General features: G+C 39.0%; 14 protein-coding genes. 11 read left to right on the top strand and 3 right to left on the bottom strand.

The features are described 5' to 3' along the window. The first annotated feature begins 90 nt into the window (after window positions 1–90). Window positions 91–1,035, top strand: coding sequence for a hypothetical protein (locus BN6559_RS08260; RefSeq protein ID WP_110954274.1), 945 nt, complete (start codon window positions 91–93; stop codon window positions 1,033–1,035). A gap of 243 nt (window positions 1,036–1,278) precedes the next feature. Here BN6559_RS08260 and BN6559_RS08255 read toward each other — a convergent pair whose 3' ends face one another. Both BN6559_RS08255 and BN6559_RS08250 read right to left on the bottom strand, forming a co-directional pair. Next, entirely contained in the window at window positions 1,279–2,517 is a 1,239-nt protein-coding gene (locus BN6559_RS08255) for an IS256 family transposase (protein ID WP_110952991.1), read from the bottom strand. Window positions 2,518–3,124: 607 nt separating this feature from the next. Beyond that, window positions 3,125–3,913: a glycosyltransferase family 2 protein gene (locus BN6559_RS08250; protein ID WP_110954273.1), complete on the bottom strand. Its 789-nt coding sequence runs from the start codon at window positions 3,911–3,913 to the stop codon at window positions 3,125–3,127. A 156-nt stretch (window positions 3,914–4,069) separates the two neighbouring features. Here BN6559_RS08250 and yabG point away from each other — a divergent pair, with 156 nt between their 5' ends. The 5 genes from yabG to BN6559_RS08225 all read left to right on the top strand — a co-directional run bounded on the left by yabG (window position 4,070) and on the right by BN6559_RS08225 (window position 8,400). Next, window positions 4,070–4,942 (top strand): sporulation peptidase YabG, encoded by an 873-nt coding sequence (yabG, locus tag BN6559_RS08245; RefSeq protein ID WP_199883855.1) that lies wholly within the window; start codon window positions 4,070–4,072, stop codon window positions 4,940–4,942. A gap of 95 nt (window positions 4,943–5,037) precedes the next feature. Beyond that, window positions 5,038–5,526: a CAP domain-containing protein gene (locus BN6559_RS08240; RefSeq protein WP_110954271.1), complete on the top strand. Its 489-nt coding sequence runs from the start codon at window positions 5,038–5,040 to the stop codon at window positions 5,524–5,526. A gap of 158 nt (window positions 5,527–5,684) precedes the next feature. Next, on the top strand, window positions 5,685–6,509 hold the full coding sequence (locus BN6559_RS08235; RefSeq protein WP_199883854.1) for a DUF3794 domain-containing protein: 825 nt from the start codon (window positions 5,685–5,687) through the stop codon (window positions 6,507–6,509). A gap of 27 nt (window positions 6,510–6,536) precedes the next feature. Then, window positions 6,537–7,484, top strand: coding sequence for an SH3 domain-containing protein (locus BN6559_RS08230; protein WP_110954270.1), 948 nt, complete (start codon window positions 6,537–6,539; stop codon window positions 7,482–7,484). Between the two features lie 133 nt (window positions 7,485–7,617). After that, a complete protein-coding gene (locus BN6559_RS08225; RefSeq protein ID WP_110954269.1) occupies window positions 7,618–8,400 on the top strand; it encodes a HipA family kinase in 783 nt (260 codons plus the stop codon). On the opposite strand, the gene BN6559_RS08220 is transcribed toward BN6559_RS08225, so the two are convergent. Further along, the gene (locus BN6559_RS08220) at window positions 8,371–8,748 is read right to left on the bottom strand and encodes a L,D-transpeptidase (protein WP_110954268.1); all 378 of its coding nucleotides are present in this window, start codon (window positions 8,746–8,748) and stop codon (window positions 8,371–8,373) included. The genes BN6559_RS08225 and BN6559_RS08220 overlap by 30 nt on opposite strands. A gap of 272 nt (window positions 8,749–9,020) precedes the next feature. Here BN6559_RS08220 and BN6559_RS08215 point away from each other — a divergent pair, with 272 nt between their 5' ends. The 5 genes from BN6559_RS08215 (at window position 9,021) to BN6559_RS08195 (ending at window position 14,638) form a co-directional block, all read left to right on the top strand. Next, window positions 9,021–9,833 (top strand): cyanophycinase, encoded by an 813-nt coding sequence (locus tag BN6559_RS08215; protein ID WP_110954267.1) that lies wholly within the window; start codon window positions 9,021–9,023, stop codon window positions 9,831–9,833. A gap of 8 nt (window positions 9,834–9,841) precedes the next feature. Beyond that, a complete protein-coding gene (cphA, locus tag BN6559_RS08210; RefSeq protein WP_110954266.1) occupies window positions 9,842–12,523 on the top strand; it encodes a cyanophycin synthetase in 2,682 nt (893 codons plus the stop codon). A gap of 85 nt (window positions 12,524–12,608) precedes the next feature. Next, window positions 12,609–13,076, top strand: coding sequence for a chemotaxis protein CheW (locus BN6559_RS08205; RefSeq protein ID WP_110954265.1), 468 nt, complete (start codon window positions 12,609–12,611; stop codon window positions 13,074–13,076). After that, window positions 13,076–13,939, top strand: coding sequence for a 4-(cytidine 5'-diphospho)-2-C-methyl-D-erythritol kinase (gene ispE / locus BN6559_RS08200; protein ID WP_110954264.1), 864 nt, complete (start codon window positions 13,076–13,078; stop codon window positions 13,937–13,939). Before BN6559_RS08205 ends, ispE begins: the two co-directional genes overlap by 1 nt. A 9-nt stretch (window positions 13,940–13,948) precedes the next feature. After that, window positions 13,949–14,638, top strand: a complete 690-nt coding sequence (locus BN6559_RS08195) for a GntR family transcriptional regulator (protein WP_110954263.1) — start codon at window positions 13,949–13,951, stop codon at window positions 14,636–14,638. The last annotated feature ends 23 nt before the right edge of the window (window positions 14,639–14,661 follow it).

Here is a 14,661-nt window from a genome sequence, read left to right as displayed (position 1 = left end):
TTACCTCTTTTGTAATTTATTGTTGAAAAATAAAATTTACAGGGATATACTAAAAATAGATACCTATTTCCAGTTCAAGGAGGAAAAGAAATGCAAAGAATTGTGAGACAGAATACGGATGTAAATGTGAACAAAATATTGTTTGTAAATTCGATAAACAGCCAGAAAGTGGGACAAAATCAGGTACAAAATAATAATTTAGGCAGTGATTTGGAGGAAAATCCCGCTTATATGTTGCAATTAATGAATGAAAAAGAAAATATGTTGATGAAACGATTTGTTGGAGATAGCGAGAACATTGATGAATCGATTGATCAGAATGAATTTGTTGCCTATAAGGCCGATAAAGATCCATCAATCCGTAAAGTATTAGATGACATTGCAGCCCAAGAATTTTTTGGCGGAAATATAGAAAGCTCGATTCATGTTATGCTGGAACCCTTTAATGGGCATCAGGATGCTTGGCGTAATTTTGGCGGAGCAGCACAAGAACTTAATATATGTTTAAATAACTATTCGAAAATTTTTGGCACAGATAATAATTATTATAAAGAGTTATTGGAAAAGTTAGATAAGATGGATTCCGAAGGTACAAATAGTATTGTTAATTATATCAAAAATGTGGTTACTCAATCCGCTCATGGGGAATATCTTGATACTGATCCATCTACTGAACAAATGAAAAATGCTACTAAAGCTTTTGATGAGTATTTTGGAGATTTGACTTTAAGCGATGCGAAAAAAAAATCCAGACAAATGGGCGAAAGTTTCATTACAGCGCTAGGAGAATTGTCGAGAGATAAAATTTTGAGAATTCAATTAGAGAGTAAGTCCCTAGAAGAACTTATTAATAAATTTATGGAAGAATTTCATTCAGAAGGTGAAACTGTGAAGACTTCATTCATGGATGTCACTGAGCTAGTAAATGAAAATATGATGCAGGATGATAAAATGAAAAGTTGTGCGCAAAAAGAAGAGATAAAAAACATTCAAGACACAATGGTAGGTAGAAGTATCGTCAATGTGGTGATATAGAATAGACTTAGATCATAATATATTGGTATTCGAAATTAATAACTACTTAAATAAAGCGTATGCATATTTGGATTTTCAACGTAAACTTGATGATTTGGGTGTAAAGGAGAATAAGAGCACTTCGACAAGTTATGGTGGATTTCGCGGGACTGTTTGGGAAGTTTTGATTCCGCCGAGTCTGGATCCTAAGAAGAGCCGAGATCCCTTGAGTTTTGGGAGTGTCAAGAATTTTGTGTAACAAGATTAAAAGTGTTGTTCATATTTTTGAAAAATCGGCTGAATCCTAGTATCAATTGAAAGTTGGTTTCGAACCATAGACCAATTGAGAACTGGGCGATCATGCCATTTTTTATAAAGTTCTGTAACTCGTAAATACAATACTTTCAGTATGGCGTTTTCATTTGGAAACGCTCCTTTTTTTGTCACTTTTCGGAAACTTGAATTCACGCTTTCTATGGCATTTGTTGTGTACATAATCTTTCGCACTGCACTACCGTAATTAAAAAGCTGCTCTATATGTGAGAAATTCCGTTCCCATACGCTAACGGCTCCAGGATAGTTTGCCCACGCCACTTTAAATCGCTCAAATTCCGCAATTGCCGCTTTTAAACTTGAAGCTCCATATACTTTCTTTAACTGGGCTGTAAATCCCTTATAGTCCTTACTTGGAACATATTTTATAGAATTTCTTATTAAATGCACGATACATCTCTGTACATTTACGTCTTTAAATATTGCTTTAGCTCCATCTTCTAATCCGCTCAATCCATCCATACAGATGAATCCGATATCTTGTATTCCTCTAGCCTTGAGCTCATCGAAGATTTGCATCCAGGTATGCTTACTTTCATTTTCATTGATCCATAATCCTAAGATATCTTTATGACCATCCATGTTGTACCCAAGAATCGTATAAACTGCGCAACTCTTAACTTCATAATCTTTTCGAATTGTCACGTACATGCAGTCGACAAAAACAAATGGATAGAATGGATTTAAGGGACGTTTTTGCCATTGATCGAGCTCTTCTAATATTTTATCTGTGATGATTGAAATTTGTTCATGAGATATTTCAAAACCATAGATATCTTCAATCGTTGCGGCTATATCTCGTTGACTGAGTCCACGCGCATACATCGCTAAAACTTTTTGCTCAATGTCAGATACATTGGTTTTATGTTTGGGTATAATTTGTGGCTTAAAAGTCGCTTGACGATCACGCGGAACATCAATTGGAATAGAACCCAAAGAACTTTTAAGAGTTTTTTGTGAATACCCATTACGACGATTTGAGGATTCTTTTTCACCACGATCATTACTTGAATAACCAAGATGGTGATCTAATTCACCTTTTAGCATTGCTTGGAACATCGGTCCGAAAATATCTTTTAAGGCATTTTGCATATCTTCGACAGATTTTGGTTGATATTTTGCAATAATTTCTTGGGCAAGCTGTTCTTGTTCAGAGTTTTTTCTAGCCATTTTTTCGTCCTTTTCGTGTTTAATATTTTTTATTATCCAATATTAAAATAATCTGTGCAAGTTTTATACTTACACAGATTATTTTACACTCCCTGAGTTTTCTTCAATAGTCATTTATGCACATCACAGTTTTAGAAAATCATTATGAATGTGGTGGTAGGAGGAAGACTTTTGCATCACTTGCTGTATTTCAGAAGTGTTAACCTATAAAACAGTGTGAGGCTTTATAGGTTGCTAGGTATTTGTATAATAAAAAGATCAATCTCAAAAAATAGATTGATCTTTTTATTATTTAAATTACAAAGGTACTGTTGAACTAGAATGATATAGTTTTTGTTTTCGTACTCGGCCTTTTCCGGAAAAATACGTTCCGAAGGATGAAAATAATTGGCTTACGTTAAGAAATTCGTTTGTCTGAGCGAAGCGAGTTAAGAATTTTAGTAAGTCGATTATTTTTCAAGTATTTTGGAGGCTTAAGGCCTAGCTTTTTCGTTCTTTTGGGCAATGCCAAAAGGACCTCTGTGTAAGTGGTGTGCATTCATATTTTTGTGAATGTAGTCTTAGCGTGACAGCCATCATTTTACATGATTACAATGATAGTGAAAGTTTATATTTCTGTCAAAATTTCATCTAATATATCAAAGCGTCTTTCATTGTGGTAACCGATATAGGTTTTGTTTAACCATTGGCGGGTGCGGGGTTCATTTTTGTAGAGGGAAATTGCTTCGAGGCAGTCGCCGACGATGGTGTCAATGATTTTCGTACTATGTACGTTACCTTTGACGGAGGAACCAAGGAGATAATGTGGGATGGTCGTACCGATCTCTATTTTAAGTTTATGCTTTTTGGCAAGTGCCAATGAAACTGGGGGAATCGCAAGTTCGTTGAGCGGTAACGCTTTGAGTAATTTTTTTGAAAGTACATGCGGACCATGTACAGGGCTGGCAATGTTGAGCTTTTTATCTAAAGCTAGTTCTTGGTTTAATTTTAGACGCCATTTGAATGTTGGGTTGCATTTTTCAATATGGCGAGGTGCGGTAGGATAGCAATTGGTTAAGGCCATATCAATTTTTTTTGAGAGCGTCGTTTCGAGGAGTTCAGTTAATTTATCATTAAAGGTACCAACCATGTCACCGTCTATAAAAAGGACGATATCACTGCCGAGTGTTAAGGCAACTTTGGCGCCGATTGCACGTGGAACATCAATGCCAAGGCACTCGTGAAAATAAAGTAATTGTAGTTTGGGAAGTTTTAAATTGAGCGATTCATAAAGTGTCGTATCACGACAACCATTGACGATTAAAATAATGTGATCAATTGGCAGCAAAGCTAAATTTCTTAGTACAGTTACAGCGCGCCCAGCTTCATTCTTTGCTGGGACAATAGCAGATATCATACGATTTCACCTCGCGAATTGTAGACTAAAGATGATACAGTATATTGATTGTAGATTCACTTTGTTACATTGATAGATTTACAGAGTTTTGCTTACAGCGTAGCAAAATTTCATTTTACTACATAATATGAACTAACGAGGAGGGGAGGGATCAGTGTGGTTGCTATTGGCGATTTGGTAGTTAGAAAATCTCACGGTAAAGATATTATTTTCAAAGTCATTAATATAGAAAAAAACGAAAAAAATGCAGGCAGCTGTGTGCTGAAAGGCATGCATTTACGATTGGTTGCAGATGCACCAATCAATGATTTAGAAGCGATTACGGCAGAATGTCTACGCAATGAAGTTGTAAATCTAGAACGGATACAGCGCAGTGGGTTGGATCGCGCTTTTGATAGACGTAAAGGTGAACGTAGACAGAAAGACTTACTTAGGGGTGAGTCATCGAAAAAATTTTCTTTTTTTGATTTGCCAGGGCGAGTGTTGCATATTGATGGTGACGAGGAATATTTAAAGATGTGTCTAAAAACATATAGCCAATTAAACATAGATGCTGTTGGCAGATGCATTGATGAAGTAAAACAGCCGATATTCGTCACTGGCTTGGTAGAACAGTATCATCCCGACATTCTGGTATTAACTGGTCATGATGCTTTGCTTGGGAGTAAAAAAGATTTTAATGATATAAACAATTATCGTCATTCAAAATATTTCGTTGAATCGGTAAAGAAAGTTCGTGAATTTGAACCTAGCAGAGATGACTTAGTCATTTTTGCCGGTGCTTGCCAATCTCATTTTGAGGCAATTTTAGCGGCTGGTGCAAACTTCGCGTCTGCACCAACCAGGATTTTTATTCATGCATATGATCCTGTTTTTATTGCTGAAAAAGTAGCGTTTACGCCGATTAATCGTACGGTTGACGTCAGTGATGCAATTGCAGCTTCTGTTACTGGAATTGAAGGAGTTGGCGGAGTGGAAACAAGAGGAAAATTCCGTTTAGGGTTACCGAAAACGCCATATAGTTGTTAGAGAAAATATTACCTAAAGGATTTTTTTTTTTTTGCTAGAAAATAAAATAATGTTCAAGATGCGTAGGCTTTGGATTTGCAGAAAGGTATGTTGTAATGAAATTAAAACACTGGTTGTTTGCTGCTGTTTTTTTCGCTGTGTTAATGACAACGATAAGTGGGGTTTTTGTAAACTCTGCTTATGCTGCAAAATCGGAATCTGCGACAACGGAGGAAATGCAAGCTTTGACTTTGCTTAATCGTGATCGCAGTGCCCATGGCTTGGAGCCGCTTGTATATAATCAGGAGCTGCATAATCTGGCTGAGAATTATGCGGACGATATGATAAAACGAGGATTCTTTGCACATAACAATCCAGAGGGATTAACGCCCTTTAATCGTATGGATCGTGCAGGAATTGAATACAAATATGCAGGCGAAAATTTAGCGTTAAATGATACGATAGAAGCAGCAGAAATTGCTTTTATGAACAGTCCAACACATCGTGAAAATATCTTAAATGAACATTATACTGAAGTAGGCATTGGCGTAAAACATGCACCGAATGGTAAAGTTTATGTCGTACAGGAATTTATCAACAGGTAGTTAAAAAGGAAAGTCCGCATTTTGCAGACTTTCCTTTTTTTTATCAATCTTATGTAAAAGAGATTGCAGATAAAAAATAAATGTTTCTATATTTTTTTTCACATAAAATTTATTCCAGACATATATATAAATAGAAAACACAAAAGGGGTGAATTTGAGTGAAAGATGGAAAGAGACGTTTTAATCAATATATGATGCCAGATTATTGCACACTGGGCGCAGCAACGGGGCCGCAAACAATTGTTGTTCGGCAGGTGTTGGGGGAAAGAGAAGAGCAAAAGATTTTAGATATACATGTGTGCGTGCCGAAAAAGAAACCTTCCATTGAGCAGATTGTCGACGTTTTTGTAAAAAATGTTGAGGTAAACAGTGTTGATTGTATTACCGACCATGTCATGGTGCGTGGGGAATTTGAAGTAAAAGTAATCTATGTAGCTTGTCTGCCGGATCAACCGGTGCATGCGGTGGAACTCAAACATATAAAATGGTTGCAAGATATTAGTATGATAGGGGCAAGACGCGGTATGGATGCAGATGCAACTGCAACGGTTGAGTTCGTTGATTACGATGTACCAGAGATGTCGCGTGCATATAAGTATAAATACCATGGCGATATGGACGACGATGATCATGATCATATGTACGGGCATGACGATCCTTGCGGAGATCCATGTGATGATCCGTGCGATGATGATGACTATCCACATCATCATCACCATCCAAAACCACCTTGTCCACCAGATAAACCAATTTGTCCGCCTAAATGTCCGCCAATGAAACCAGATCCACATTGTAAACCATGTTGCGAAGAGGTTTGTTTCCGCGAATTCGATGTCTCCGTAATGCTTAGAATTAATGCAAAAGTATTGGCAGATCGCGAAGTGCAAATTAATCCGCCACAAAATATGACAAGTGGAGCGGCAACGCAACCTGCAGCGCAGGCACCGGCAGCACCTGAATTACCAAGTAAACCGAAAGGATAAGTTCACTGAGAAAGGGGGGAAGAAGAAATGGACGAAAATACACGCCAAGCTTCTGAATCAACAACGAGTGCATCAGCCACAGGAATATCTGGAAGGCCGATCGATCCATCTCAAACTATGTTTTGTGGATGCCCTCAGCCAATGCAGGAAGTGATCGAGGTTGAACAGGTACTCGCAGCAGAAATGCGGCAAAAAATACTAGAATTTGATATGTGTGTGCCAAAAAGAAAACCAGATATAAGGCAAGTCGTGGATGTCTACGTAAAAGATGTAGATATTTACGGCGTAGAGGTAATTCCAAACAGAGTAGTTGTTCGTGGTGATTTAGAGGTTAAGGTAATGTATGTGGCAGATCTGCCGAATGAACCCGTACATGCATTTGAAAAAAGTCATATTAAATTTCTTCGCGATATAGAAGTCGAAGGTGCGCATCCTGATATGACGGCGACTGCAGATTGCAGCGTTGAATATGTAGATTATGACTTTGATGAATGTCAGCCTCGTAAAGTACACATTACGATCGTGTTGAAGTTCTGGACTCGTGTAACGACGATGGCAGAGATGGAAGTTACGACGATGTCGCCTATTGAACCGGGAACGATGTATGGCACATCCGGCTTTGCTGATAATAAAACCTCAGCTTCTGAGTTTAGTGATGAGCAGATTTCCTTTATGCAGTCGACCTATGGTGTACCGCCAATACCGGAACCAATCATTCCGGAAGAGGTGATCGTTACGGAAACAGTAGAACCTACTGCCGGAACGAATATGTCAGTCAACGGCAGAACCGGAACTTTGACAGGAAACAGCGTAAATGTACGTACCGGACCGGGAACGGATTATCCATCGATTACAAAAGTAAACAAAGGCACTGTTGTCACGGTTAGAGAGCAAGCCTTTGGCTGGTATAAAGTTGTATTATCAGATGGCACGACGGGATGGCTTGCTAGTTGGTTTGTCAGTTTGAATGATTAAAAAAATGCACGCTAGAATCTAGCGTGCATTTTTTGCATATGTAAGAAAATTTATCATATAATGTATCAGTTTAGTATCTTGACAGGGTAAAAGGCTGGTCAAGACGCTGCATGCGCTTTATGGAGGGATGAACATGCTTTTTGCAAAGGAATATATAGGTGCAATTGGTGTCGGGGTAACAGTGCCACGTTTGATCAGAGCGGATGATGATGAAACTTATGTTGTTAAGTTAAAGAATAATCGATTGGGAACTAAGGTTTTAGTAAATGAATATATAGCCAGCCGCATAGGTCAATTAACAGATCTTTGTTTTCCACGCAGTGATATGATGACCTTAACAGAGGAGTTCATTAAAAGCTCTAAACGATTGGTGCGGGCAAGAGTCATCGCCGGATTACATTTTGCAACGTATTATTTACGGGACTGTAAATATGTGCATCATTATCATTTGCAGGCGGTAACCAATAAGCAGCAATTTGCTGGGGTGATGTTATTTGATCACTTGTTTCATAATGGGGATCGAACCTTAAATGGAAAAAACATGTTAATTCGTCGTGAAATCGATGGCTACCGCATGTATGCAATTGATAACTCTCACTTATTTGGCAGCGGCAGATGGGAAAAAGAAAATTTAGCAATTATGCTGAACGGTGTTAAGTTAAATAAGCGGCGTGCTTATGGAACCTTATTGCGGCATTATTTACAAGAAGGTGATTTTGTTTCTTATGTCGAGAAGTTTCAAACAATTACAAAAGAACAAATCGAACAAATTGTGGATGATATTCCAGAAGAATGGCTCAGCGATATAGAGACTAGAGCAGAATTGAAAACATTTCTTCTTACGCGATGTAAGATGGCAGAAGAAGTCGCGGCCATGCTAACGGCATCAATTCCGAATGTAAACGGGGGTTCCTAAAGCCACAAGAGAGTAGAGTGTTTCAACATTTTGATTATGCATACGAATGCAGCCGTTGGAAACCATCTGACCGATCAGCCAAGGTCTATTGGTTCCGTGGATTCCATAGGCATCATAATTTAATCCCATCCAGCGTGAGCCTAAAATGCCGCCGGGGTTATTGATTTTTGTTGCGATTACATAGTTGCCTTCTGGTGTAGGTGTGCTTGGCTTGCCTATGGCAATAGGATATTGATAAATGAGAGTATCACCGTCTAAGATGGTAAGCAAACGTGAAGATTTTACAATACGAATGATCCTATTTTGGGGTATTGTAGTCTCACGTTTTTTTTCTAATATATTGTCCATGAGAAGCCTCCTGTTCTTATGATTTATTTATTATTTTATGATTTTTCACCTCGAATGGTGTTTTTTAAAAATAATATGTATATAATTTCCGAATTGTTGGCAAATAATATAGAGAGTTCTATTTCGTATAAGATGATTTTATCTAATGACAAAACCGCATAGCGCCTTACTTTTGGGTGAGCGTAGAAACGGTTTTTGGACAATTTGGCAAGGATTAGATGAAGGCGAAACTTCACCTAAACGAAGTCTACATTTATGATTTGGAGGCTAATATGCAAAGCAAGGTTGAAGGGGTATTGTTGATTATTGGTGGGAATGAGGATAAATCCGGTGAATGTCAAATACTTCGTACATTTATCGAGCGTGCAGGGGGCAGAGATGCAAAGATTGCGGTTATGACAACAGCCACAGAGCTGCCTGAGGAAGTCGGTGTTGAATATAAATTAGTATTTGAATGGCTCGGTGCGAAAGAAGTGGACATTATCCATATTGCAGATCGTATACAGGCATTTGATCAACATTTAGCAGAGAATTTTTCGACTTATACAGGAATCTTTTTTACCGGCGGAGACCAGCTGCGTTTGACGAGTATTTTGGGTGGTTCAGTGATAGATAAGGCAATCAAAGAAACTTTTGCGAAGGGAGCGGTGCTTGCCGGAACCAGTGCAGGTGCTTCTGTGATGAGTCATACGATGATTATCGGTGGAGATTCCAGTGAGACGCCGAAAAAGGCGACCATTAGCATGGCAGAAGGAATGGGCTTCATTGACAAGGTTGTGATTGATCAACATTTTGCCCAAAGAGGCAGAATCAATCGTCTGCTGGCTGTGGTGGCGCAAAATCCAAATGTGATCGGAATTGGAATAGATGAAGATACAGCAATTTTGGTAGAGGCAAACGGCAAATGTTGTGTTGTTGGATCACAAACGGTAACCATTGTAGATGGCAGGCAAATCGTACATTCGAATATCTCAGAATCGAGTCTGTTTGATCCCTTGGCAATTACAAATGTAATTTTGCATATTTTACCGAATGGCTTTGGATATGATTTACGAAATCGTAAACCATATGTTTCGCACAAATAGGAGGCTGAATGATGAAAATATTGAAGCTTAATGTACTCAGAGGTGCGAATATTTTTAGTTATCGCTCTGTTCTTTGGATCAAATTGTCTTTGGGACAATATGTAGATACACCGAGTTCAAAGATCGATGGCTTTGTCGATCGCTTGTTAGAGCAAGTTCCGAGCTTAGAAGAACATTACTGTTCTGTAGGGCATCGTGGCGGATTTGTAGAACGGCTAAGAGAGGGTACCTATTTAGCGCATATCTTTGAGCATTTACTGCTGGAATTGCAAAATCTTTGTGGTGACAAAGTAGGTTATGGTAAAGCACGCGTAAGTGATGAACAGGAAATCTATGATGTAATTGTAGGTTATAAAACAGAAACGATTGCAAAAAAATGTGCGTATTTAATAGAAAGTTTTTTAAATGCACTGATTATGAATGAACCATTTGATCTTGCTACACCGCTTGGAAAGTTAAAAACCTTGCGTGAAAGTTTACAATTGGGACCTAGTGCAGCGGCTATTTATCAGGCTGCTAAAAAACGTGATATACCAATCCATCGATTTGCAGACGAAGATTTGCTGATTTTGGGACAAGGCAAGCATGTAAAAAAGATATGGTCAACTGTTACAAATCAAACGAGTTTACTTGCGACGGATTTAGTCGCTAATAAATATTTGACAACACAATTTTTGTCAGAGCATGGAATTAGTGTTCCACAAAATTTTATTGTTACCAATGAAACAGAGGCTGTAGAGGCTTGGCGTACACTGAATTGCAGCGTAGTTGTAAAACCACTCGCTGGGAGTCATGGACGCGGTGTTACGGTAAATATTCATAGTGAGCAGGAGATTCGGCAAGCCTTTCAAGTTGCACGGGCCTATGATCATGAAGTTTTAGTGGAAAACTATGTTGTTGGGCGGCAGTATCGCTTGTGTATGGTCAACAATCAATTGGTGGCGGCAGCAGAGCGTATTCCGGCTTATATTATTGGAGATGGAACGCATACGGTGGAGGAATTGGTTTGCCTTGCAAATCAAAATCCACTGCGCGGAGAAGGTCACGATAAGCCATTGACCAACATTTCTTTAGATGCGATTTCTTTGCTTGTTTTAGAAAAACAGCAACTTACGCCAAGTCTTGTACCTGAGGCAAAACGGATTGTAAAAATCAAAGAAACTGCAAATATCAGTACAGGTGGAACTGCAGTAGATGTGACTGCTAGTGTGCATCCGGAAAATGTGCGATTGGCACAGCGGATTGCGCAAATGATTGGCTTAGATATTATGGGAATGGATATTATCGCAAAAGATATAGGAAAACCAATCGATGATAAAAATGGTGCAATTATTGAAATCAATGCTGCACCGGGCATCCGTATGCATCATTATCCAAGCGCCGGACAAGCGCGTGATGTGGGCGGCGAAATTGTTGAATATTTATTTCCTTATGGCAGCGATGGACGTATTCCTGTCATTGCGATTACAGGGACAAATGGGAAGACAACCGTTACAAGAATGCTCAGTGCGATTTATCAAAAAGCTGGTTTTCATGTGGGGATGACAACGACAGAGGGCGTGTTTTTCGATGATCAGTGTCAAATGGCTGGTGACTGCAGCGGGCCGATGAGTGCAAAGATGGTTTTACATGATGACCGAGTAGAGGTTGCAGTTTTAGAAACCGCACGAGGTGGAATCGTCCGAGCGGGATTGGGTTTTGATCGTTGTGATGTTGGAATTGTAACCAATATCAGTGAAGATCATTTAGGTCAAGATGGCATTGAAACGTTAGATGATTTGGCGCATATCAAATCATTGGTACTTGAGCTGGCTGCAGTAAATGGGACGGCTGTGATCAATGCAGATGATGTTTTTGCACCAAAGCTTACTTCGCGTGTGCAGGCACAAGTCGTGTATTTTAGCATGACAGGTAATAATATTTTAGTACGGCGACATTTGGGAGCCGGTGGTAAAGCCGTGTTCATAAAACATGATAAAATTTATATTGCTTGCGGAAATCAAGACGAAGTGATTTTAAATGTAAAAGATATTCCAGTGTCTTTAGGAGGTGCGGCAAAACATAATATACAAAATGCGTTAGCAGCCATTGCCGCAAGTTTTGGTTATGGTGTTGATATTGAATGTATCAAACGAGGGTTGATGGAATTTGTCGAGAATGTTGGACGTCTAAATTTATTTCATATGAAAGATATTGATGTTTGCTTAGATTATGGTCATAATTTTGCTGGCTATGAGGCTGTTATACAGACGATACGGCGACTCGGGGCAAAACGATTGGTTGGGGTCATTGGTGTTCCCGGCGACCGTCGTGATGATGTAATCTATAATATTGGAAAAACCGCAGGTAAAGGCTTTGATCAGCTTTATATCAAAGAAGATTGCGATTTAAGAGGCCGAAAGGTTGGTGAAACCGCAGGCATATTGGCTGAAGGTGTAAAGACGACTGGCTTTTTAACAGAGCGGGTAAACATCATCTTATCCGAAAACGAAGCGATTCAAACCGCTTTAAAGAATGCGACTCCAGGAGATTTTATTGTCATTTTCTATGAACACTATAACGAAGCCATGCAGGCAATTCAACAATTTGTATTGGAGTCGGATGAAATACAGGAAGATCATAAACCTTTAGAAGAGTTGATCATTCCTTATGAACCAGCTAGTCCATTGCTAAAAAATTCTTTTATTTAAAATTTTACAACTGAATTTGCAGGCAAAAACCACCATCATGTAGAAACAATGTTAAGTTAAATACATGAAGAATGGAGTGCTCGCAATGGACAATCGTGAAGATTTACAAATCCTCGCATTTCGTTTAGCCACAGAAGAATATGCATTGCCCATTACAAAAGTCAAGGATATCAACCGTATTATGCCATTTACTAAAGTACCAAATGCTCCGGAGTTCATGGAGGGAATTATCAATTTACGCGGTGAGATTGTTCCTGTCGTGGATATAAGAAAACGCTTTGGACTGAAGGCAGATGCGCCGACAGACGAAAGCAGAATCGTGGTAGTTGAGGTCGACGGTAGATGCATGGGAATTATTGTCGATGCAGTTACTGAAGTGAGGCATGTTCCAAACGCTGATATTGATCTTCCGCCAGCAGCAGCAAAACTTGATATGAAGCAGGTTCCAGGAGTTGGCAAGGTAAACGATCGTTTACTGATTTTATTAGACATTGAAGAAATTTTTTCAGCAAAAGAAGTACAAGATATCAAGGCGATGAATGGGAGTTTGTAATGTTAACAGTAGATGCACGTGCGAAAATAAATTTAACTTTAGATATATTAGGGAAAAGACCAGATCAGTATCATGAAGTTTCAATGGTGATGCAGCAAATCGAATTGGCGGATCAATTAAAAGTTCGACTTAGTTCTAAAGCTGAAGGCATACAGCTAATCAGTGATGTTCCGGGTGTGATTCGTGTAGAGCATAATTTAGCTTATAAAGCAGCAAAGCTTATGGTGGATCGGTTTAAGCTTACGCAAGGGATTCATATGGAATTGACGAAGCGGATTCCAGTTGCAGCTGGTCTGGCTGGCGGAAGTGCAGATGCCGCAGCTGTTATTTTGGCGCTAAATCAGCTATTTTCTTTAGGGTTAGATGACGATGAACTTTGTGAATTAGGTGCGCAGGTAGGTTCTGATGTTCCTTTTTGTATGCGAGGTGGAACGATGCTGGCGACAGGGCGAGGCGAAATTTTAGAACGTTTGGCGGATATGCCTGTGTGTTATGTTATTTTAGCAAAACCACAAATTTCCATATCGACTGCTTGGGCATATCAAAATTATAATGCGCTTAGCGTCAATGCACATCCAAAAACTACAGATATTATTGAGTGTTTAACACAAGGGGATTTACAAAATATCAGTAAATTATTGTGTAATGTACTAGAAAGTGTTACTATGGAAGAGCATGCTGAAATTGAGAGACTCAAGCGGCTTATGCTGCAGCATGGTGCTCTGGCGAGTTTGATGTCTGGAAGTGGTCCAACCGTCTTTGGAATTACGCCGGATCAAGAAAGAGCTGCTTATATCGCAGAAAAATTAAAAGGCTTGGATAAAACACAGATATTTTTAACAAAAACAGTTTGTGGGAGTTGAGGAGAAATTATGCAACGAAGATTAGCACCAATAAAATTGGATAGTTATCAACCATTACGCGAAGTTGTTTGCGAAACATTACGTGAAGCAATTCGCGGAGGGGTGCTAAAACCCGGTGAACGTTTAATGGAAATACAATTGGCAGAAGAATTGGGCGTGAGCCGCACACCGGTGCGTGAGGCAATTCGTAAATTAGAATTGGAAGGGTATGTTATTATGATGCCAAGGCGTGGTACATATGTAGCTAACCTTTCGATTCGCGATGTCAATGAGGTTTTTGAGATTCGTACATCTTTAGATTCTTTGGCAAGCGGTCTTGCTGCGGAACGGATTACGGATGAAGAACTAGAACGTTTGGAGCGTTTACTTGTACTAATTGGTGAATACATAGAACAAAATGATATGGAAAAAATCGTTGAAACAGATACAGAATTTCATGATATCTTATATCAGGCAAGCCGCAATACAAGATTAGTTGGTATTATTTATAATTTACGTGAACAATTGACGCGGTTTCGTTCTACTTCTATGTCTTATCCAGGTCGTTTAAAAGAAACTTTAGAAGAACACAGACAAATGGTTGAAGCAATTGCACAAGGCAATGTGGAACTTGCGCAAAAAGCGGCAGAACATCATATGGAAAAATCAGAACAGACGCTTTTAATCAGCATGGAAAATATGGAGAAAAAACAAAAATAATATTGTTCGATTGGCATAGGAGG

This window comes from Massilibacillus massiliensis (assembly GCF_900086705.1).
Classification (GTDB): Bacteria; Bacillota; Negativicutes; order FLKF01; family FLKF01; genus Massilibacillus; species Massilibacillus massiliensis.
This window is presented reverse-complemented; position numbering and strand designations above follow the sequence as displayed.